Source organism: Micromonospora sp. NPDC048063 (assembly GCF_043202855.1).
Classification (GTDB): Bacteria; Actinomycetota; Actinomycetes; order Mycobacteriales; family Micromonosporaceae; genus Micromonospora.
In genome coordinates, this window is record NZ_JBIDBG010000004.1 from 327,695 (window position 1) to 346,443 (window position 18,749).

An 18,749-nucleotide genomic window follows, 5' to 3' on the forward strand; every position below is an offset into this window, starting at 1 on the left:
CTACTCTCCAACGGGAAGTATCGCGGTGGCATTCCCGTTGCCGATGACGTCAGACACCATCCCGCACGCACGCAAGGAGTGCCCATGTCCATCGTCGTCACCGGCGCCACCGGCCACCTCGGCCGACTGATCGTCGACTCGCTGCTGCGCCGGGGCGTACCCGCCGGGCAGGTCGTCGCGCTCGGCCGGGACACCGACCGGCTGGCCGACCTCGCCGCGCGCGGCGTGACGGTGCGGCAGGCCGACTACAGCGACCCCGACTCGCTGCGCGCCGCCCTCGCCGGGGCCGAGAAGCTGATGTTCGTCTCCGGCAGCGAGGTCGGGCAGCGGGTGCAGCAGCACCGCAACGTCGTCGACGCCGCCAAGGAGGCCGGCGTCGGGCTGGTCGTCTACACCAGCATCACCAAGGCCGACACCTCCAGCCTCATTCTCGCCACCGAGCACCGCGCGACGGAGCAGGAGATCCGCTCCTCCGGTCTGCCGTACGTCCTCCTGCGCAACAACTGGTACTTCGAGAACTACCTCCCGCAGCTCCCGGCCTACCTGGAGCACGGCGTCGCCGGAGCGTCCGGCGACGGCCGGATCGGGGCCGCCGCCCGCGCCGACTACGCGGAGGCCGCCGCGGCGGTGCTCACCACCGAGGGCCACGCCAACCGGGTGTACGAGTTGGCCGGCGCGCCGATCACCATGACCGAGCTGGCCGAGGAGCTGTCCCGGCAAACCGGTCGCCAGGTCGGCTACACCGACCTCACCGTCGAGAAGTACGCCGAGGTGCTCACTGGCGCCGGCGTGCCGCAGGCGTACGCGGAGGTGCTCGCCGACGGCGACCGGGGCGTCGCCCAGGGTGACCTGCACGTCGAGAGCGACGACCTCGCGAAGCTGATCGGCCGGCAGCCGACCACGCTGGCCGAGGCGATCCGCGCCGCGCTCTGACGACCGCCCACCCGGCCGCCCCGCCGACGACGCGCGGGGCGGCCGGGTGCCCGGTCAACGCTCCACGGTCAGCACCACCTTGCCCAGCGCCCGGCGCCCCTCCAGGTCGGCGTGCGCCGCGGCGGCGTCGGCCAGCGGATAGGTCGTGACCAACGGGCGCCACCAGCCCTTCCCGGCCAGTTCCAGCGACCGGGCGGCCAGCGCCGGAATGCCGCCGGGCAGGGCGCGCATCCGCTGCCCCAGCCAGCCCACGGTCAGGCCGCGCCCGATGACGTCGTCCGTCCCGATCCGGGTCGCCTCGCCGGCCGACCAGCCGAACATCATGAACCGGCCGCCCGGCCGCAACAACTCCAGGGCCGCCCGACCCACCGCGCCGCCCACCCCGTCGTAGACCAGGCTCAGGCCGCCGACCTGCTCCCGCACCCGATCGGTCCAGTCCGGCAGCCCGTAGTCCACCACCATGTCCGCGCCGAGGTCGCGCAGCGCCGCCGTCCGGTCGGCGCCACGCGCCGCCGCCACCACGGTGGCACCGGTCGTCCGCGCGGCCTGCACCAGCAGCCAGCCCACCCCACCGGCCGCGGACGGGACGAAGACGACGTCGTCCGCCGTCGGCGTCTCCAGGTCGAAGATCCCGAGCGCCGTCCGGCCCGTCCCGACCGCCGCCACCGCCTCTGCGCAGGTCAGATTCCGCGGTACGGCGTAGAGCGACTCGACCGTGGTGACCGCCTGCTCGGCGTACCCGCCCGGCACCATGCCCAGGTGCGCGACGACCCGCTTGCCGCGCCACGACCCGTCGACGCCCTCGCCCAGGTCGTCGACGACGCCGGCGACCTCTCGCCCGGGGATGGTGGGCAGGTCGGGCAGCGGCATCGGGCCGCCGGCCTCGCCCCGGCGCAGGCTCGTGTCGAGCAGGTGCACACCGCTCGCCGACACCGCGATCCGGACCTGGCCGGGGCCGGGCGACACGTCGGGCACGTCGTCGAGCACCAGGTTTCCGGGGGGACCGAACTCGTGAAGCTGAATCGCACGCATGCCCCCATCCGACTACCTCAACCGCGCTTGAGGTCAACCCGACCCGTGGCCCGGAGACCACCAGTCTCTGTGCGCACAGGGGTCAAGGGTTCCCGCAGGCCGTCGCGTAGCGACGCGCCCTTGATGGTTCCGCAGCGGCCGCGGCAACGTGGTGTCATCCTCGACATACTCCCGCGCCTGGGGGGAAGGCGCGGACGCTGAGCCTGACCCCGGATCGGCTGGCCTCTCCCCTGGCCGGGCGGCCTACGATCTGCGGCACGCCGGGGTGTCGCTCTGGCTGAACGCCGGACTCCCGGCGCCGGAGGTCGCGCAGCGGGCCGTACACACTCGGTCGGCCTGCTGCTCAAGGTGTACGCGAGATGCATCGACGGAGAGCGCAGCCGGATGAACGAGCGCATTGACGCACCGGCATGGGACCATCGAGGCATGGGTATTCGCTTGACCGGGCTATCGATCCCTGGAGGGTTCGGCGCTCAGTGGCAGAAGGCCGAAGGCGACAAGGACGTCGCTCGACGGGTCCTGCTCTTCCTTGAAGACCGTCGGCTTCTTTTCGGCCAGCGACATCGAGAAGACAAGAGCCACTGCATTTCCTCGGCGCTCCAGATCAGAGCCTTCCTCACCGAGCAACTCGTTCTAGTCAAGCCCAAGAGCGATCTTTTCGAGAACCTCCGGGCCATGCGCGCCGCCTGCAGGCGGTTCATCGAAGCAGCAGGGCCAAACGGCAGCTACCTCAGCTACGGAGAGCGTTACGGACAGGCGGACCCATTCTCGCTTGCTCTCGGTGGCCTTCGCAGCATGATGGGCATCCACATCGCCATCCTGGCCCAAGCCTATGACTTAGAAGTCGATGAAGAGCTCGCATCGATCCTGCCGCCGCAACCTCAAGATGACGATGGCGATCTTGGTTGGCTTCCCGGGTTCGACTGAGCTTGACCCAATCACCGGAAGCCCTACTGCCATACCGTCTACCGGCAACCCGCCCTCCTGGGAGCAAGCCTCCGCCCGACCCGCCACGTCAAGACGGCCTTGACGGCTCGTACGGACGCTGGCGGGCAGTGGTCTGCTCGGCTCGCCTGGGTCGACGGTGGGCGGGATGGCTCCCCCACCGCAACCACTCACGGACCGCGAGCCGCCGGCGGTGCCCCGCCCATCCTGAGGCGGAGCGCCCCGCCGGAGTTCTGTTGACATCCTGCTCAAGGTCTACGCCAAGTGCATCGACGGGGAAGAGGCCCCGTCAACGGCCGGATCGATGAGGCCCTGACCGGCGTGGCCTGGCCCGTATGACGGTCGCCATTCCGGATCTTGCCTCGGATACCTCGGCCACCTGGTCAGATGCCTCCAAGATCATTCCGTGCATGTTCCGCGACCTGCGGCAAACGGCGGCTTCCAGTGGCCCACGACTGCCCAGCCGACCAATCGAGCGCTGCGCGTATTGCCAGCTCAGGTAGCGTTCTTTGCCGATCTTCGAGGTGCCCCCGGCAGGATTCGAACCTGCGACACACGGTTTAGGAAACCGTTGCTCTATCCCCTGAGCTACGAGGGCGCGAGGGCCTAGTCTAGCGACCTGCGGGTTCACCTGGGGTGGCAGGGAGTGGCCCATGTTCACCCACGTCACCCGGGCCCCCGTTCTCCCAGCCCAGGACCACACCCCGAGCACACGAACCCCGGTTTGCGACCGGCGGTCGCCGCAGTGACCCGCGTTGGCACCGGTTGACCCGGGTTGGCATCCGTTGGAGAGCACACACCGCGCACATCATCGAAGATCATGGTGTGCGCTCCCCCGGCCCTGGACCCGCGGCAGTAGCGCGGCGCGGCGGCAACTCTCCGCGAGCTTCGTTCACAGGCTCAGGTCAGACGCCGACGCAGGGTCAGCGTTCGGAATGAGTCCCGCACGACGCTCAGCGCCCGGATCAGTCACGGGCTGCGCTGGACCCGCTCTCGCAGCTTGCCCTCCCGCGAGTCCCCTGAGTCGGGATCCTTCCGCTCAGGAGGTGCGCCACCACTGTCACAGGCCTCGGCGCGCGTTACGGGTTCGGCAGGGTGCTGCGCCAGGCTGCGGCAAGTGCTGCCACGTCGGGGTATCGGTCGGCGGGTGTCGTGGTGGTGGTCCGTACGGCTACCTGTTGTTGGTGGTGGGAGCCGCGCCAGCCGGGTGGGGAGTCGAGGAGGTGGTGGATGGTGCGGCCGAGGGTGTAGACGGTGGTGCGCTGGTCGATGACGGCGCCGCGGACGAATTCTTCGGGGGCCATGTAGCGGCGGGATCCGGGGAGGCGTCGGTGTCGAGGGTGAACGGGCCGGGACGGTACTCGTCGAGGTCGATCAGACGTAGTTGGCGGGCGTGGAAGTCGTAGAGGAAGCAGCCGTCGTAGAGGTCGACCGCGACGTAGCCGGCGGCGGTGATGGCCAGGTGTGCGTCGAGGATGGTGTCGATGGCCGTTTCGACGTCGCGCAGGGGTAGTTGCTGGAACCGGTGCAGTGCGCTGCGGTCCGAGCCGTGGGTGGTGGCATGGTTCAGCACGCTGCCGTTATGCCACGGGTAGACCAGCGTCGGCCCGTCGAGGACATGCTCGGGGCGCACGATCGCCGGGTGTCGGACCGCGGCGTGAAACTGGGCGGCCCGCAGCAAGGAACGGCGGCTCTGCGCGGTGGTGGCTGTCTTGACGAACCAGCGGCGTCCGGACGCCTCGACGCCGTAGGAGACGCACCCCGAGCCCTGGGCGTCGAAGACCGCGAACGCGGAGTCCAGGGGTAGTTCCATCACGTAGGAAGAGTAGGGCCGCATCCCCTTTGCAGAATGCGAATGCCGCCGGCAGCGCCGTGGTGAGTCGCATGGTTGTGGCATCGTGTCACCGCAAGGGGGAGGTGACGCGGGTGGATGTGTCGTCGGCACCGACAAGGTACGCCGAAGCGTTGCTGTTCGCCGCCGAGGTGGTCGATGCGGCCACCCGCCCCCCACACGGTGACCACGGCGAGGAAGCGCTGCGTGATCCCTACGCGCGGGAGATGCTGAGGCATCAGAGCGACTGGTCGTGGTGCGACAACCGGCAGGATGTCGACCTTGCCGCCGGCGGGGCGCTGCGCGCGACCGTCGAGTACGTCGCCCGTCGTCACGCCACAGCGCTGCCCGACCACACCGGTCGCGCCGGTGAACACTGGTCCGACGTCGATGACTGCCTGGCCCGGCTGGCCGCGGCGCTGCGCTTCGCCGCCGAGGCCGCCGAGCAGGCCTGGCCGCACCGGCTGCAGCAGGTCCTGGCCCCCTGGGTACGCCAGCGGCTCGCCGCGCTGCTGGCCGCCACCGACCGGGCGGAAGGGCTGGGCATTCTGGACGCCCGCGTGCGGCGCGCGGTCGTGCTGGCCTGGCAGTACCGGTCGGTGCGGCACGAACTGTTCGCCGACCACCACCGGCAGGGACGACCGCCGGCACCATGGTGGTGCCTCGACGGCACGATCGCCGTCCGCTCGCCGTTCGACGGCTACGCCACCGGTCAGGTGCCGTCCTACGCCCTGCACCTGACCCACCTCGACCTCACCATGGGGCGAGGCAAAGGTGAGCTGACCGTCGCCCACTCCGGCACCGTCCCACTCACGGCATACCCAGTCACCATCACCGACAGTGCGCCGACGCTGGCCGCCGACGTGGAGGCCGAACACCGGACGGCGGTGGCCGACGCGCTGTCAGCCCTCGGCTTCACCCACGCCGAAAACTGGAGACCACCCTCGTAGGGCCCGTCAACAACGAGTTCGTTGTTTTTCCGGCACTGCACCAGCGACCGAACAACAGAGGTCACCTGCTTCTCGTTTCGGCAGGTCACTTCGGCGGCATCGCCGACGTGCCGCCCGAGAAGGCGGCACCCATGCTGGCTGCGCGTCAGGTAACGACGCAGGCGGTGAAGGCTGCGTTCGGTGCCAGCGGGGCGACGGTGCGGCTCAACCTGGGACCTCCCGCTCAAGACATCTTCCATCTCCACTGGGCGAGGTCGCCATCGGTGTGCCGCTCCGTTTGGCAGGCGTCGGAGCAGCGCCAGCCACCGGCGGGCCGACCGCCACTCGGAGCGGACCGCATTGGTGGCGACGACCAGCAACCACGGCAACGCCGAGCCGTCCACCAGTCGGACGTCGCGGCGGCGCCAAGCCACGAGGAACGTCGCCTGGGTGACGTCCTCGGCCGTTGACCACGACCCGGTCAGCCGGAACGCGTGGTTGTAGACCGGGCGGGAGTACCGGTCAGAATGGCCGGATCGACGTGGCCCACGTCTCCACGGGGACGCCGGTGCGGCGGGAGCGGCGGCGTGAGACGACGCACACGTAGCCGACGGCTGGCAGCCGCGCCAGCCGCGCGCCGACCAGCATCGCCGCGCTGGGGAGACAGCAAAACATCCACCCGCCTGCCGTCATGTCTCGCCCGGTTCCGCGCAGGAATCGCGTTGGGTGACGGGGACGACTTCGCGCAGCATGATGCGGATGATGCCGGCCGCCGGTATGGCCAGCAGCGCGCCGACCAGCCCGCCGAGTTCCGCGGCGATCAGCACACTGATCAGCACGGCCAGGGGGTTGAGCTGCACCGTGTGGGACATGATGACCGGCTGCAGCAGGTGGTTTTCCACCTGCTGGTAGGCGACGAAGAAGACCAGGACGACCATCCCGGCGGTGGGCGAGTGCAGGAATGCTGCACCGCCGGCGGCGATCGCCCCCAGGGTCGCCCCTACGAGAGGAATCAGGTCGGCCACCGCGACGACGAGGGCGATGACGCCGGCGAACGGCACCCCGGTCAGAACCAGCACCACGAATGTCGCGAGCCCGCAGATCACGCTGATCACTAGGTTGCCGCTCACGTAGCCGGTGATCGTGCGCGATGACTCCCGCCCGATACGGCGTAGCCGCTCCCGCCGGCCCTCGCCGGCCACCGCCAGCGCCCCGGCGACCAGCCGCGGCCCCTGCACGACCATCAGGAATGCGAGCACCATCACTGTCAACGCTCCCGCAACGCCTTGCACCGTCGCGCGTAGCGCCCCGACCGTCGACCGTCCGACTCGGCCGCCGTATTGCTGCAGCTGGTCGATGTGCGCTCCGGCGGACCGCCGCAGGTGCAACCGCTGCAGCAGCGTACCGACGGGGCCCTGACCGGCCCGGGTCTCCCGCAGCAGCTCCGGCGCCCGCTCAGCGAAGCGGCCCACCTGCTCTACCAGGGGGACCAGGACCAACGCGGCGAGCGCGCCGAGCACGACGAGGAAGGCGAGGAACACCACAAGCGTGGCCACCGCCCGCCGTCGCACCCATCGCCGCTGCACGCGCTCCACCAGCGGATTCAGCGCCACCGCCAGGAACACCGCCACCACTGTCCAGCCCAGCACCCTACGCGTCTGCCATACCAGCGCCAGTCCGGCGGCGGTGGCGAGGACCAGGCCGATGGCGATCAACACCTGTCGGGCCGTGGTTCGGTCGTCGACCTCGCTCATCGCGCGCGGCTTCCCGGGCGCGAGGCTGATGAAACGCCAGCCTCCGTGGCGGGCTCTTCGCGCGTCGTGCGCCCGGTCGCAATGTCACCCGTCCCAGGTGAGACGGACTCATCCGGGCCACGTCACGCTGTGCGTGAGACCTACACCCGCCGAACCGGTTGTGGAGGTGAGGTGAAACCATGGACTTCGTCCAACGGCTGGAGACGCTCGAGCAGCGTCTGGCCTTCACCGGGGCAGAGGTGCTCGCCGCGCAGACCGAGTCGCGTGAGCAGCTCAGGCAGCGGATCGAGACGACCCAGAGCGAGATCGAGCGGTCGGCGATCGAGTCGCAGCAACACGCCGACGAGGTACGCGCCGGCGGAGGCAGCGTCTGGGCCCAGATGAAGGCCGACGCCGCCGCCATGCGCGCCGACGTTCGGGCCACGTTCGAGGAGCGGACCCAGAATATGGACGCTCAGGCGGCCACCGCCGAGGCAGACTGGGCGGAAGCCGGCGCGCAGGATGCCCTCGACTACGCCGAATGGGCGGCCTACAACGCCGAGCTGGCCATGCTGGACGCGATCAACGCCCGCTCGTACGCCCAGGAGCTGGGCGGAGGGCAGGAACTGACCAGAACGACGCGGTGACCTGGGGACCACCGTCAGGGTGAGCGTCCCGGGAGTTTCCTGTGCATGGACGCTGGTGACCGGGCTCTTGACGTAGGTGAGGGCCGCCGGGTGAGGTGAGCTTGTCCAGCGCACCGCATCGCCCGGTGGTCCTCGTGCCCACTCCCGGTGCAGGATGGTCACTGGGGTCGCGAATCGGCTGGCAGCCCCTCGCGTGGGTGATCGATCGCCGCTTCTGCGGGCAATGCGCTGAAGCAGTACGGGGGGCCACGGGCCCAGAAACCGGATCCGGGCGGCCGGCTGCTCGTCCTGAATGCGGGACAGCTCAGCCCCGAGTTGCTCTACCCGGTCGCGGTGCACGAGAACAGCGGCGCCCAGCACGCGAACCTGACCCTCGACCCCATGAGTGCATCCCATCGCGGTCACCAAGACTGGTCCCGCCGGTTACAGGGATATGACAGAAAGCCAAGCGTGCTGGGCCTAGCGTAGTAGGCTGACGGTATGGATCGGTTCTCCGAGGATGAGCTGCATGCGGTTGTCTCCAGGTACGAGGCGACGCGTGCGGCCGCATTGACCGAGCGGGACGAGCAGCTGCGAGCGTTTCATGCGGCCGGCTGGCGGCCGGTGGATCTGCAGCGGGTCACCGGGTACAGCCGAGAGACGATCCGTCAGGCGCTCCGACCGGAAGTCCGGCGGGCGACCAACCTCAGCCGGCGCCGGACATCCCCCCGGCCGCCGGCGGACTACCGGCCCTACGGTGACCGGAAGCCCTACGTGGTCGCCGAAACCCTCGCCGAACTGCACGGCCCCACCGGAGGCACGGTGACGCTTCCGCGTCATCTCGACTGGTCCGGCCATGCCGAGTACGACCTGAACCGGGCCGCACGCCTGGCCAGCATGTACAAGGTGGTACTCACCGAAGCCAGTACCGTCGAGGACCTGAACACCTGGCTCGATGCCGACCTCCTCCGGCGGCTCTGGCCCACCCTGTGGCTGCCACCCCAGCTCCGCCAACGCTGGGAGGACGCCTTCCCCGAACTCACCGCAACCCGCAGCAACGCGGGATAAGAGGTGGACCCCTTCCACGAACGCCTTGCCCGCACCGGGCTCGCGGCCGCCGGTCGATACGGCTTCGCGCTGGCCGGCGGCTACGCCGTGCAGGCCGCTGGACTTGTCGAGCGGCCCAGTGAGGACGTCGACCTGTTCACCGCCTGGGACCGCCGCGACGAGTTCACCGCTGCGGTCGCCGCCGTCGTACAGGCCTACCGGGACGACGGCCTGACCATCGAGACCGAGCGGCAGTACGACACGTTCGCCCGGCTGGCTGTCACCGACGGCATGCGGATTTCCAAGGTCGAACTCGGTGTGGACTGGCGTGCCAACGAACCGATCCTCATGGCGATCGGGCCGGTACTGCACCCGGACGACGCGGTCGCGAACAAGATGAGTGCCCTCTACGGGCGAGCGTTCGCTCGCGACTTCATCGACATTGACGCCGCGCTCCGATCCGGCCGCTACACGCGCCAGGCCCTCCTCGGCCTCGCGCAGCGCGCCGACCGTGGTTTCGACCGGCGCATCTTCGCCGACGCTCTCGGACAAGCCACCCAGCTCGATCCCGACGACTTCGCCCAGTACGGCGTCACCGGCCGAGCGCTGGACAAACTCCGAAGCCGATTCGCCGAATGGCGCCGCGAACTGCTCGACGACGAGGAAGGATGACTCGGCTCCCGACTCGCGGCAGCCGAACCGGTAATAGCCCGCGCCATCGAGCGTGGCGAACTCCCCGGGACACCGACGCGGCCGAACTGCTCAAGACCCTTGCCGCGCCGATCTACCTGCGCCTGCTCATCACCGCCGAGCCAGTCGACGAGGCGACCGCTGACCAGGCGGTGCGGATCACGCTGGCCGCCGCGCGCGCCAGCGCACTGCGGCTGGCATGCGCCAGCAAGCCGACTGCCGAGTAGGAGTTCTCGGAAACAGCCGTCCAGCCCGAGGTGATCGACCTGGTGCGCGCCCGCTCACCGGCGCGGCGTCCGCATCGTCGCGTTTTTCTCCGGCGCCGTACCGGAGGTTCGGCGATGCGTGTTGATTCCTCGTTCCCGACGGAACACGCCGGATTTTCGGGCGCGCAGAACTGGCGCGTGCGGTGCGGACCTGAGCGGTCCGCACCGCACGCCGATGAGCGTCTTCAGCGGTGGCGGGTGTGCGATCTCTGTCGTGCGGCTCGCGGCCGCCGGAGCTGCTCGACGAGGGGGTACGGCGGCCAGGATGATCACATGTTGCTGCAGGTCATCCGGTTCTTCCAGGCCAGGCCGAACGCGACCGGGCCGTGAGAGTCCTTGTAGCCGATGCTCACCACCGCGCCCTTCGGAATGGCCGACGGGTTGATCACCAGGAGAGTGTTCGCGTCCGCCTCGCTATGCGAGGGGAAGATCCTTTCATTAAGTCGGGGCGCGGGCACGGAGGAGCAGATCGAGCCGACCCTGACTTCCGCCGGCACGCCGGCTTCGGACAGCGCCTTTCGAACCGCGTCCGGGTCGGCGACCTGCTTCTTCGACAGGGTGAGTAGCACCGTCCCGTTGGGCTTGCTGGCCACGGAGAAGGCGACCAGCTGCGTCGGAGCCATGCTGGCCGGCCGCTCCGCGGACGGCGGCGAGGCGGGTCCCGGGCCGGTGAGCGCCGGCACGGCCAAGGCCAGCCCGGCGAGCATCACCCCGGCCGCGGTCACTGCGGCCAGCCGCCGTCGGCGCCGCGTATTGCCCGCGGCGATGATGTCCTCCGCCGGCCGATCCATGTCCAGGCCGGACAGGCCGTCCGCCACCGCACGCAGTACGTCTTGGTCTCTCACTGCTTAATCTCCTGAGTCTCGGCGGGTACCAACTGGCCGCGCAGCGTCGCGACGGCCCGGGAAAGGTGAGCGGTGACAGTTCCCGCAGCGATGCCGAGCACCTGAGCGGTGGTCTCGGTGTCCAGGTCCAGGAACGCCCGCAGCGCGATCACCTCTCGCTGGCGGGCGGGCAGCCGTCGCAGCGCCGCCATCAGCGCCGCGTCCACGCCCCCGGCGTCCTGGCCGACCGCCACGTCGTGCCCGTCAGCCAGGGCGACCTCGCGGCGGCGGCGCCGCCAGGCCGACACCCGCACGTTCAGGGCGGTACGCACCACCCACGCCTGGGGAGCCGGGTGCCGGCTGACCTTCCGCCAGGACATCCAAGCCCTGGTGAACGCCTCTGCCACCAGGTCCTCAGCGCCCTCGCGGTCGCCCGTGCTGGCCACCACCGCCCGCGCGCAGGCGGCCCGGTGGACCCGATAGAACTCTGCGAACTGTGCTTGCTCGTGTCCCACGTCCCGTACACGCCTGAGCCCCTCGGCCCACTTACCCCCGGCCCGAACTCGCATGAAGAAAATTGTCTGCACCGCCGTCACGGTTGCCTGGCACGCCGAGCAACCACGGCAGTGGCGCCGTCGGTACCGCAGCCAGCCTGCGCCACGCCACGCCACGAGAAGGGTGTCCCTGGCGTGGTCGTCGAGATCCTGCGCCAGCGCGAGCACATCGCCGAACTCCTCGGCAAAATCCGCGACCTGAATACCGGCTGGGCCGAAGACGACCGAATTCGTATGACCAGTGAGAACCTCGCCCTCAAACGCACCGTGCGCGATCAGGAAACCGGGGTCCGAAGCCTCGCCGACAAACTGGCCGCCGCCCGCGAGGACAACCGCTTCGCCGACCGCCCCATCGCCGAACCACAAATGGGACAGGGAAACGAGGTTGGTCAGCACAGCGCCAACGGCAAGCCATAAAAGACCGAGTGGGGGGCTGATAGTCTCCGGATATGTCGATCGTCGTTCGCCGCGCCGCCGCGTCCGACAGACCATGACGCCGAACCTGCGTCGGTCCGTCCGTGCGATCGTGCTCGACGAGGACGACCGCATACTGTTGTGCCAGTTCGTCTTCCCTCACCCGGCAGTGCCGGGCCAGGCGAAGGCCGTGTGGGCGGCACCGGGCGGCGGCATCGAACCCGGCGAGGAGCCGCTGACGGCCTTGCGTCGCGAACTTCGCGAGGAGACAGGTCTGACGATCACCGTGGACCCGCCGCACGTCTGGCACCAGGAAGTCGTCGCCGCCGACCACGCGTCCGGTTTCGACGGCATCATCAATGACTACTTCCTCATCCGCGCGAGCCACTTCCAGCCCTGCGGCGAGCTGACCGACGACCAACTCGCCGCCGAGAACCTGGCCGCGTTCCGCTGGTGGCAGCTCTCGGAGATCGTCAGCTACGCCGGCCATGATCTGTTTTCGCCCCGTGACCTCGCCACACCGTTGAGGGCGCTTCTCACCACCGGCACGCCGACGCATCCGGTCCAACTCGGCCTCTAGCAAGCTTCGGCAGCGACCACCCACGCCTGTGTCGAAGCTGAATTCGAGCTGACGAGGCACCACGCGCTCGCCGATGGAACCGAGCGATTTCATCGACGCGACACGCCGAACCGGCATCAGCTCGGCACCCGTCGCAGTTCCGGCGTCAGGCCGCGGCGTTGGTGCTGGATTCCGGCCGCACGATCCGTGACGTGGGCCGGGAATTGGGCGTCAACCACGAGACCCCCGCGCAGTTGGGTCGCGCAGTTGCGGCATGACACAGAGATGGATCTGCCCAGCGCACATGCCGCGATCAGGGTGGGGAGCGTGGAGTCAGTGTGCCGTCAGTGCGGGCCTGCGGCGAACCCGCCACCACACCTCGACGAGGATCGGTGGCAGCGCGATCGCGGCGCCGGCGAACGCAAGTGCCCGGGTGCGCCGTTGCTGAATCTCTTCACGTAGTTCTTCGTAGGTGGCCTGGTGTTCGATGACGTCGCCGCGGGACCGTACGCATTCGTCGCCGGGCCCGATCAGGACATCGTGGTTGGCCGGGTTGGCCTCGAAGCAGGCGATCCTGGTCGGCTTCAGTTCCCAGTTGACGCGGTCCCAGTCGACGTCGACCCACGACTGCGACGTGCACACGTCGCCTGAGCAGGAGGTTCGCACCGGCAACTCCCAGCCGGAACACAGCATGAGAGCGCCGACGAACAGGCCCAGCAGGACAGAGCTGAGGGAGACGACCGCGCGCATGTCAGGTTGGACCGCCGGCAGTCGTGCCTGGTTCCACCAGAGGCCCTCCAGAATGATCCTTCCCGCGCTCGCCTCGGCGTACTCCACCGAGACGAGCGCGGACGGCCGGCTGTTCGCCGACGGTAGTGGTTCCGGGCGGCCGACGACGATTCCGCGCGGCCTGCCGCGTGCGTCGATGCGATGACCACGGCGCAGATCCGTGACACGTCGACGAGGTAGCGTCTCGCGTCGTGATGGCAGGGCTTGATCAACAGGGTGAGGATGGCCACCGTCTCGATCAGGAAGCGATGCGGCTGCTACGCGATTGCCTTGGTGGTGATCTCCGCCGGCGTGAGGGTGGCGTCGATGGAGGTCAGCTTGCCTGATGCGCGGTAGTGACTGAGTGTGGCTGCCACGGCTGGTCGGTAGGACTGCAGGCCCGCGGTGATGCGGTCTGGGTTGTCGTCGTGGCGCTGGAACGGTTCACCTCCACAGCGGTCGCAGACGTTGGGCGCCCACGGCGCACTGTTGGCGCCGCAGAAACTCAGAATCGCTTTCGGTGCCTCGTCCGTTATGTCTCCAGCGCCTTGACGACAGGCCCCCATGATCACATTTACCCTGGTAACCTCGTGCGTCACGGGTAAAGCCCACCTTGGACGCTCATATCATGGGGACAACGGGGAGTCACATGAGCTGGCACCAAATGGCCTTGTCACCTGCACCAATACGCGATTCCTGGAACGCTCGGGCGACCAAACCGGCGATAGGGGAAAGTTACTCATCGGTATTACGGTTCGGAATTCTCGGGCCCACCGTGGCGTGGAGCGCCGACCCCGGCCGTGACAAGGAAGTCGAGCAGGCGCTCTCCGAGAACAAGGCCCGCAGCGCGCTCGCCGTGCTGCTCTTACGGGCCAACCAGTTCGTCACCCAGGCGCAGCTGATTCATTCGCTGTGGGACAACCCGCCGGACTCGGCGCGGTCCAACGTCCGGTCCTACGTGGCACAGGTGCGCAAGGCGCTCACGATTGCCGAAGAAAGTCCGCCAAGGCTGTCGTCGGTCAAACGGGGCGGGCAGTCCGACGGCAATTCCTACCGGTTACGTGTGGAACCCATGGAATTGGACGCCGACGTCTTCGTACGCCTGGTCCGGCACGCCGACGAAGAGGCCCGCGCCGGCGCGGTGGCCGCCGCCGCGTCCACCCTGCGGGTGGCCCTGGGACTGTGGCGGGGCGACGCCGGCCACACCGACCTGGCGGTGGCCGAGGCCCTCCGGGCGCAGATCGAGTCCCTCAATCAACTGCGGCTGGTGGCGTACGAGGATCTGCTGTCGCTCCAGTTCCGCCTCGGGGAGCACCGGCTCATGATCCCGGAGATCCGCGCCCTGCTGGCCGAGCACCCGATGCGGGAAGGACTTTGGGCTCACCTCATGCGCGCCTACTACCGCTCCGGCGACATCGGCGGGGCCCTCGGCGCCTACCAGGAATTCTGGCGCATTCTGGACCGCGATCTCGGGGTGCAGCCGGGCGCCATTCTCCAGCAACTGCATCGGTCAATTCTGCGCCGCGACGACGATTCGGTGTGACGCGCCCACAAGACCTTATCAGGACATTGCGGTGCGACGGCGACGATCGCCCTCGGCCGGCTTGTTTCGGCTGCACCAGATGACCGGAGAAGCAATAGTGATCTCCGGCCAACATTCGCTCGACGCGTTCGCCATGCGGCGCCGTGCGAGGCTCCTCCTGCCGGCTCACCGCGAGCCGAAATCTCTATCCTGGGAGGAAATATGACTGCTCCAGCCGAGAGCATCGAGGATCTGATCAGCCAGATCCAGGCCGACGAGTCCAACGCGGCCACGGCTGTCGACTCAATCGACGCCTCGTTCAGCGAACTGGCCGGCGTCTCCTCCGAGGAACTGCAGAAGTTCCTCGAGGAGCAGGTCGGAATGAACCCGGACGAGGGCGTTCAGGGCACTTTCGTTTCGGTCGTCGTGACGCCTGCGACCCACTGCTGAACCAAGCAGACATGACGGAAAGCACAGGGGCACTCGAGCTTCTGCGCGCCCGGGCGCTGGGGTTTTTCACCCCGCGCCCGGGTCGGCGCCTGGCTCCCCGCCAGATTGGAAACGATCTGGCGGACTTCCGGCCCGATTACGCGGTGCTCGCGATGCTGGGCCTCGAGCAGGAGCGGATCGTGCGGGTGGAACGGTGCTCCTCCCGGCGCGTCGTCCTGATGGTCGAGCTCGACGACGGGACGGCACGCCTGGTGAAGTTCCCGGACACCGACACCGAGCTTGACAACGACTACGAGCGGGTCGTGCTCGGCATGCTCCGGGAGCTCGACCTGTCGCCGCGGGCCCGGCAGGCGGTGCCGCACATCACCGCGTGCGGCGACGGCACCCGCGCCATCGCGCTGGACGTGGTGAAGGACTGCGACAGCCTGCGGGAGCTGACCCAGCGCGATCCGGCTGTCGACGTGACCCATCTGGTCAACCTGGCCGCCGCCCTGGCCGACCTGCACAAGGCGCCCATCGCGGAGGCCTACCGGAAGTACCCGGAATGGCTGCTCCACCCGCCGGTGCCGACCAACACGCTGCTTACGCCGTACGAGTACGCCTGTGGCGCCGGCCTCGACTTCGACGTCTACCTGCGTGTCATGCAGCAGCTCGAGCCCGAGTTCCAGGAGCTCCACGCGCAGTGGCGGCCGGACACGATCGTCCACTACGACTTGCGGGACGACAACATCCTCTTCCCGCGCGGCCCGGGCAGTGACTGCCCGGTCCGGCTCATCGACTGGGAGCTCGCCGGCTTCGGCGACCCGTGTTACGACGTCGGCTATCTGGTCGGGCAGTTCCTCGTGGAGTCGGTCCGCCGGCACGGCGACGTCGAGGCACTGCGGACGGCACGGCGCAACGCCCGCACGTTCCTGTCCGCCTATCGCGCGCTGACCGGCATCCCGGACGACACCGAGCTGCGCATCCTGCGGTATGCCGGCGTCGCTCTGCTGCTCCAGGCCGCGATGCGGCTCCAGCAGCTCGGCATGCTCACCCAGGTCGGCCACCTGTGCCTGCTCTACGGCAAGCGACTCATCGCCGATCCGACCCCAAAGGTGATCATGAAATGACGATGTACCGCGACGTCATCCGCCGCATCGCCGACGAGGTGGTGATCCTCGACGAGAGAACCTTCTCGCACCCCCGGTTCGGGCGTCTCACCCCGCCACGGGACATGGAGGCGCGGTCCGACTATCCCGTGGTGTCCTATCTGTCCCGCGTCATCTACCTCACCTACTACGCCGGTGACGACGCCGCCGCCCGCCTGCTGATCGGCGGCGGGAAGGTGGCCGCCGCGTTGGTGGATCACGAGGACTACGCGTTCACAGAGCAGATCCACGCGGCGAACACGGGCACCGGATACCGGGTTCCGGGCTGGCGCGTCCGGTCCCCCCGGGACGATGCCTGGCTGATCGAGAAGGACGGCATCACGGTGCTGGCCGCCGCCGATGACCTGGTGCACGACGGCCCGCTGGCGCCCGACGACGAGGTCGCGGTCGTGCTGCCGCCCTGGCGGCGCTACGCGGTGCTCGGCTGGTACATGGCGGTGGGCGACGAGGGCCCCCCGCACAAGTCCGACGAGTCCACCATGGTCCGGGTCTACTTCACCCTGGCCGGCCCGGACGCGGCGCCGGACGTGATGCGCGTGGTGACGGGCGAGCTGAACCGCCGGAAGGTCCCCTTCAGCTTCAAGCTGGCCAACCATCCGAGCGCCTACGTCCGGCGCGACGCTGGCGTGCTCTACCTGCGCGAGGCCGACTGGCTCGATCACGAGTCCATGGTGCCGGAGATACACGGGCAGCTCACCGGCCGGCTCCGGGACGACCGGCCGTGCTTCGTCAAGCCGCTGCTGCCCGGCATCTCGTTTGCGGTGGAGCCGCAACTGAGCGGGCGCACGGTCAGCTTCGGCGAGAACCGGTGCACGCTGGTGGCGGAGGGCCTGGTCGCCGCGCACGCCGGCGGTGTGACGGATCTGGAGGGCCGAATCGAGGCCGTTGCCGAGCGCTTCCGTCAGGAGGGCCTGTCCATCGAGCGCCCGTACGAGGCGCCCCAGCCGCTCCTCGGAGCCGCGCCGTGACGGCCGGCGCCACGACGGTGACGACGGTGCGATCGATGGAGGGCCCGTTCGTGGCGCGTCGCTGTGTGCGCTCGGGGACCGGGTACCGGTGGTTCGAGCAGGCGCACGCCCCCGGCGACTATCTGGACGCCGCCCAGCTGCAGCGCCTCTCCGGCTCGCTGCCCGCCGGCGACGTGCCGGCTGCGCCGGCCGAGCTGGTCCGGCCCGACCTGGCGACCTGGCCGGTTCTCCCCACTCCGATGCTGCTCTGCGACCCCCTGTTCGGGGCTCCGCCGGACGCGGACGCCGGAGCGTGGGAGGGCGCGTGTACCGCACTCGGCGCGTTCCTCGGTCGGCTGCACGCCGTACCCGCCGCCGAGGTGTCGTTCCTCCCGGGCCGGCGCCGGGCGGCCTGGCTGCCCGCGGCGTCCGCCGTCACCCACCGAGTCGCCGCAGCGCGCACCGACCTGATCCGGCGCAGCGACGGGGTCCTCGCGTTGGCCGCCTCCGCCGCCGGACCCCCGGCACGGCCGGACTGCCTGGTGCACGGCCGGTTCTCGTCCGGACTGGTCGTACCGCTGGATCGCCCGGTGGTCATGGGCTGGCGCGAGGCCGGCGTCGGCGACCCGGACCGCGACCTGGCCTACTTCCTCGCCGAGCTGATCGAGGCCGCCGCCGTGGGGACCGGCGCCGCGCGGTTCCCGGCGCTCGTGCGCTGCTTCCTCGCCGGCTACCGCACCGTGGCCGGGCAGCCGTGCCTCGACCGGCTCCCGGCGCTGGTCGCGGACCGGCTGCTCGAGCACTACGCGCAGGGCGTCGTCGCGGTCGGCTCGGCGGACCACGTCGAGCAGGTGGCGGCCGCCGCCACAGGGCGGTGGCGGGAACTCGCCGATCTTCTCCCGAAGGGTGACCGGTGACCGGGACGCGTCACGACTTCAGCGAGATCCGCCTTCTGGTCTTCGGAGCCGGATCCGTCGCGGTGCTCGGACTGCCGCACATCCTGCTGTGGCTCAAGAACCGGCTGCGGCTGAGCCGGATCCGGGTCGTGCTGACGCCCATGGCCACCCGGCTCGTCACCGTCGAATCGATCCGCCGCGTCGCCGGGTGCGAGGTGTACGTCGAATGGGACGACCTGCCCGCCGACGCGCGCTCGCACGTGTCGCTGGCCGAGTGGGCCGACGTGGCGATTGTGCTGCCGGCCACCGCGGACTTCGTCGGCAAGCTGGCCCACGGCATCGCCGACAACCTCGCCACCTCGACGATCATGGCGGTCGCCGCCCCGGTGATCGTGGTGCCTTCGACCAACGCCACCACGTGGGCGAAGCCGGCCGTACGCCGCAACGTCCAGCAACTCAGGGACGACGGGTTCACCGTGGTCGAGCCCGTGGACGGCCTGGCGGTCGCTGGCGACACGTCGGAGACCGGCTCCATGGGCGACTACCGGACCGCGTTGCTGCACGCCTTGATCCGGGCCGCCGGTGGCGCACCGGACGACCATCACCGCTCCGAAGCAAACACATTGGGGGACTGA

At 69.5% G+C, this 18,749-nt stretch carries 23 protein-coding genes, 1 tRNA gene and 3 pseudogenes; 17 read left to right on the plus strand and 10 right to left on the minus strand.

Translation table 11 applies throughout. From position 1 onward, the window contains the following. The first annotated feature begins 84 nt into the window (after nucleotides 1-84). On the plus strand, nucleotides 85-933 hold the full coding sequence (locus tag ACGFZ2_RS13285) for an SDR family oxidoreductase (RefSeq protein ID WP_393453087.1): 849 nt from the start codon (nucleotides 85-87) through the stop codon (nucleotides 931-933). 54 nt (nucleotides 934-987) lie between these two features. Here ACGFZ2_RS13285 and ACGFZ2_RS13290 read toward each other — a convergent pair whose 3' ends face one another. Beyond that, nucleotides 988-1,965: a zinc-binding dehydrogenase gene (locus ACGFZ2_RS13290; protein WP_393258114.1), complete on the minus strand. Its 978-nt coding sequence runs from the start codon at nucleotides 1,963-1,965 to the stop codon at nucleotides 988-990. Between the two features lie 384 nt (nucleotides 1,966-2,349). Between ACGFZ2_RS13290 and ACGFZ2_RS13295 the strand changes: the two genes are divergently transcribed. Continuing rightward, a complete protein-coding gene (locus ACGFZ2_RS13295) occupies nucleotides 2,350-2,892 on the plus strand; it encodes a DUF6650 family protein (RefSeq protein ID WP_393453090.1) in 543 nt (180 codons plus the stop codon). Nucleotides 2,893-3,435: 543 nt separating this feature from the next. Here the strand turns inward: ACGFZ2_RS13295 and ACGFZ2_RS13300 are convergent. Together ACGFZ2_RS13300 and ACGFZ2_RS13305 are read right to left on the minus strand one after the other, a co-directional pair. Beyond that, a tRNA-Arg gene (locus ACGFZ2_RS13300) sits at nucleotides 3,436-3,508 on the minus strand. Nucleotides 3,509-4,081: 573 nt separating this feature from the next. Then, nucleotides 4,082-4,726, minus strand: coding sequence for a serine/threonine protein kinase (locus ACGFZ2_RS13305; RefSeq protein WP_393453093.1), 645 nt, complete (start codon nucleotides 4,724-4,726; stop codon nucleotides 4,082-4,084). 110 nt (nucleotides 4,727-4,836) lie between these two features. On the opposite strand from ACGFZ2_RS13305, the gene ACGFZ2_RS13310 reads away from it, so the two are divergent. Together ACGFZ2_RS13310 and ACGFZ2_RS13315 are read left to right on the plus strand one after the other, a co-directional pair. Then, nucleotides 4,837-5,691, plus strand: a complete 855-nt coding sequence (locus tag ACGFZ2_RS13310; RefSeq protein ID WP_393453096.1) for a hypothetical protein — start codon at nucleotides 4,837-4,839, stop codon at nucleotides 5,689-5,691. Nucleotides 5,692-5,756: 65 nt separating this feature from the next. Then, nucleotides 5,757-5,879: pseudogene (locus tag ACGFZ2_RS13315) on the plus strand (hypothetical protein); the annotation flags it as partial. Nucleotides 5,880-6,056: 177 nt separating this feature from the next. Here the strand turns inward: ACGFZ2_RS13315 and ACGFZ2_RS13320 are convergent. Both ACGFZ2_RS13320 and ACGFZ2_RS13325 read right to left on the minus strand, forming a co-directional pair. Next, a pseudogene (locus ACGFZ2_RS13320) lies at nucleotides 6,057-6,155 on the minus strand (RNA polymerase subunit sigma-70); the annotation flags it as partial. Nucleotides 6,156-6,359: 204 nt separating this feature from the next. Next, nucleotides 6,360-7,424: an AI-2E family transporter gene (locus tag ACGFZ2_RS13325; RefSeq protein ID WP_393453099.1), complete on the minus strand. Its 1,065-nt coding sequence runs from the start codon at nucleotides 7,422-7,424 to the stop codon at nucleotides 6,360-6,362. A 179-nt stretch (nucleotides 7,425-7,603) separates the two neighbouring features. Between ACGFZ2_RS13325 and ACGFZ2_RS13330 the strand changes: the two genes are divergently transcribed. Continuing rightward, nucleotides 7,604-8,050: a hypothetical protein gene (locus ACGFZ2_RS13330; RefSeq protein WP_393453713.1), complete on the plus strand. Its 447-nt coding sequence runs from the start codon at nucleotides 7,604-7,606 to the stop codon at nucleotides 8,048-8,050. 252 nt (nucleotides 8,051-8,302) lie between these two features. Here the strand turns inward: ACGFZ2_RS13330 and ACGFZ2_RS13335 are convergent. Continuing rightward, nucleotides 8,303-8,446, minus strand: a pseudogene (locus tag ACGFZ2_RS13335) (hypothetical protein); the annotation flags it as partial. 84 nt (nucleotides 8,447-8,530) lie between these two features. On the opposite strand from ACGFZ2_RS13335, the gene ACGFZ2_RS13340 reads away from it, so the two are divergent. From ACGFZ2_RS13340 to ACGFZ2_RS13350, 3 genes are read left to right on the plus strand one after another with little or no spacing between them, the layout of a single operon-like run. Then, entirely contained in the window at nucleotides 8,531-9,097 is a 567-nt protein-coding gene (locus ACGFZ2_RS13340) for a hypothetical protein (protein ID WP_393258102.1), read from the plus strand. A gap of 3 nt (nucleotides 9,098-9,100) precedes the next feature. Beyond that, nucleotides 9,101-9,748 (plus strand): nucleotidyl transferase AbiEii/AbiGii toxin family protein, encoded by a 648-nt coding sequence (locus tag ACGFZ2_RS13345; protein ID WP_393453102.1) that lies wholly within the window; start codon nucleotides 9,101-9,103, stop codon nucleotides 9,746-9,748. Next, on the plus strand, nucleotides 9,745-9,993 hold the full coding sequence (locus ACGFZ2_RS13350) for a hypothetical protein (protein ID WP_393453105.1): 249 nt from the start codon (nucleotides 9,745-9,747) through the stop codon (nucleotides 9,991-9,993). Before ACGFZ2_RS13345 ends, ACGFZ2_RS13350 begins: the two co-directional genes overlap by 4 nt. Nucleotides 9,994-10,301: 308 nt before the next feature. On the opposite strand, the gene ACGFZ2_RS13355 is transcribed toward ACGFZ2_RS13350, so the two are convergent. Both ACGFZ2_RS13355 and ACGFZ2_RS13360 read right to left on the minus strand, forming a co-directional pair. Continuing rightward, nucleotides 10,302-10,877, minus strand: coding sequence for a hypothetical protein (locus ACGFZ2_RS13355; protein ID WP_393258097.1), 576 nt, complete (start codon nucleotides 10,875-10,877; stop codon nucleotides 10,302-10,304). Then, nucleotides 10,874-11,371 carry a sigma-70 family RNA polymerase sigma factor gene (locus tag ACGFZ2_RS13360; protein WP_363702819.1) on the minus strand — a complete coding sequence of 166 codons (498 nt, stop codon included), beginning with the start codon at nucleotides 11,369-11,371 and terminating at the stop codon, nucleotides 10,874-10,876. The genes ACGFZ2_RS13355 and ACGFZ2_RS13360 overlap by 4 nt, the downstream gene beginning before the upstream one ends. 174 nt (nucleotides 11,372-11,545) lie before the next feature. On the opposite strand from ACGFZ2_RS13360, the gene ACGFZ2_RS13365 reads away from it, so the two are divergent. From ACGFZ2_RS13365 to ACGFZ2_RS13375, 3 genes are all read left to right on the plus strand, one after another. Next, nucleotides 11,546-11,827, plus strand: a complete 282-nt coding sequence (locus tag ACGFZ2_RS13365; protein WP_393453108.1) for a hypothetical protein — start codon at nucleotides 11,546-11,548, stop codon at nucleotides 11,825-11,827. Nucleotides 11,828-11,900: 73 nt separating this feature from the next. Then, nucleotides 11,901-12,404 carry an NUDIX hydrolase gene (locus ACGFZ2_RS13370; protein ID WP_393453110.1) on the plus strand — a complete coding sequence of 168 codons (504 nt, stop codon included), beginning with the start codon at nucleotides 11,901-11,903 and terminating at the stop codon, nucleotides 12,402-12,404. An 86-nt stretch (nucleotides 12,405-12,490) separates the two neighbouring features. Then, complete coding sequence (locus ACGFZ2_RS13375) at nucleotides 12,491-12,661, plus strand: transposase (protein WP_393453673.1); 171 nt, start codon at nucleotides 12,491-12,493, stop codon at nucleotides 12,659-12,661. 55 nt (nucleotides 12,662-12,716) lie between these two features. Here the strand turns inward: ACGFZ2_RS13375 and ACGFZ2_RS13380 are convergent, their stop codons facing one another. Together ACGFZ2_RS13380 and ACGFZ2_RS13385 are read right to left on the minus strand one after the other, a co-directional pair. Beyond that, nucleotides 12,717-13,220, minus strand: a complete 504-nt coding sequence (locus ACGFZ2_RS13380) for a hypothetical protein (protein WP_393453113.1) — start codon at nucleotides 13,218-13,220, stop codon at nucleotides 12,717-12,719. 209 nt (nucleotides 13,221-13,429) lie between these two features. After that, nucleotides 13,430-13,750, minus strand: a complete 321-nt coding sequence (locus tag ACGFZ2_RS13385) for a hypothetical protein (protein ID WP_393258085.1) — start codon at nucleotides 13,748-13,750, stop codon at nucleotides 13,430-13,432. A 176-nt stretch (nucleotides 13,751-13,926) separates the two neighbouring features. Here ACGFZ2_RS13385 and ACGFZ2_RS13390 point away from each other — a divergent pair, with 176 nt between their 5' ends. The 6 genes from ACGFZ2_RS13390 to ACGFZ2_RS13415 all read left to right on the plus strand — a co-directional run bounded on the left by ACGFZ2_RS13390 (nucleotide 13,927) and on the right by ACGFZ2_RS13415 (nucleotide 18,749). After that, nucleotides 13,927-14,694: a BTAD domain-containing putative transcriptional regulator gene (locus tag ACGFZ2_RS13390; protein WP_393453116.1), complete on the plus strand. Its 768-nt coding sequence runs from the start codon at nucleotides 13,927-13,929 to the stop codon at nucleotides 14,692-14,694. Nucleotides 14,695-14,895: 201 nt separating this feature from the next. Then, the gene (gene tvaA, locus ACGFZ2_RS13395) at nucleotides 14,896-15,123 is read left to right on the plus strand and encodes a thioviridamide family RiPP peptide (protein ID WP_393258081.1); all 228 of its coding nucleotides are present in this window, start codon (nucleotides 14,896-14,898) and stop codon (nucleotides 15,121-15,123) included. A 152-nt stretch (nucleotides 15,124-15,275) separates the two neighbouring features. After that, the gene (locus tag ACGFZ2_RS13400; RefSeq protein WP_393453119.1) at nucleotides 15,276-16,232 is read left to right on the plus strand and encodes a phosphotransferase family protein; all 957 of its coding nucleotides are present in this window, start codon (nucleotides 15,276-15,278) and stop codon (nucleotides 16,230-16,232) included. Then, nucleotides 16,229-17,239, plus strand: a complete 1,011-nt coding sequence (locus tag ACGFZ2_RS13405; protein ID WP_393258076.1) for a T3SS effector HopA1 family protein — start codon at nucleotides 16,229-16,231, stop codon at nucleotides 17,237-17,239. The genes ACGFZ2_RS13400 and ACGFZ2_RS13405 overlap by 4 nt, the downstream gene beginning before the upstream one ends. A 26-nt stretch (nucleotides 17,240-17,265) precedes the next feature. Further along, nucleotides 17,266-18,135 carry a phosphotransferase family protein gene (locus ACGFZ2_RS13410; protein ID WP_393258074.1) on the plus strand — a complete coding sequence of 290 codons (870 nt, stop codon included), beginning with the start codon at nucleotides 17,266-17,268 and terminating at the stop codon, nucleotides 18,133-18,135. Continuing rightward, nucleotides 18,132-18,749 (plus strand): flavoprotein, encoded by a 618-nt coding sequence (locus ACGFZ2_RS13415; protein ID WP_393258071.1) that lies wholly within the window; start codon nucleotides 18,132-18,134, stop codon nucleotides 18,747-18,749. Before ACGFZ2_RS13410 ends, ACGFZ2_RS13415 begins: the two co-directional genes overlap by 4 nt.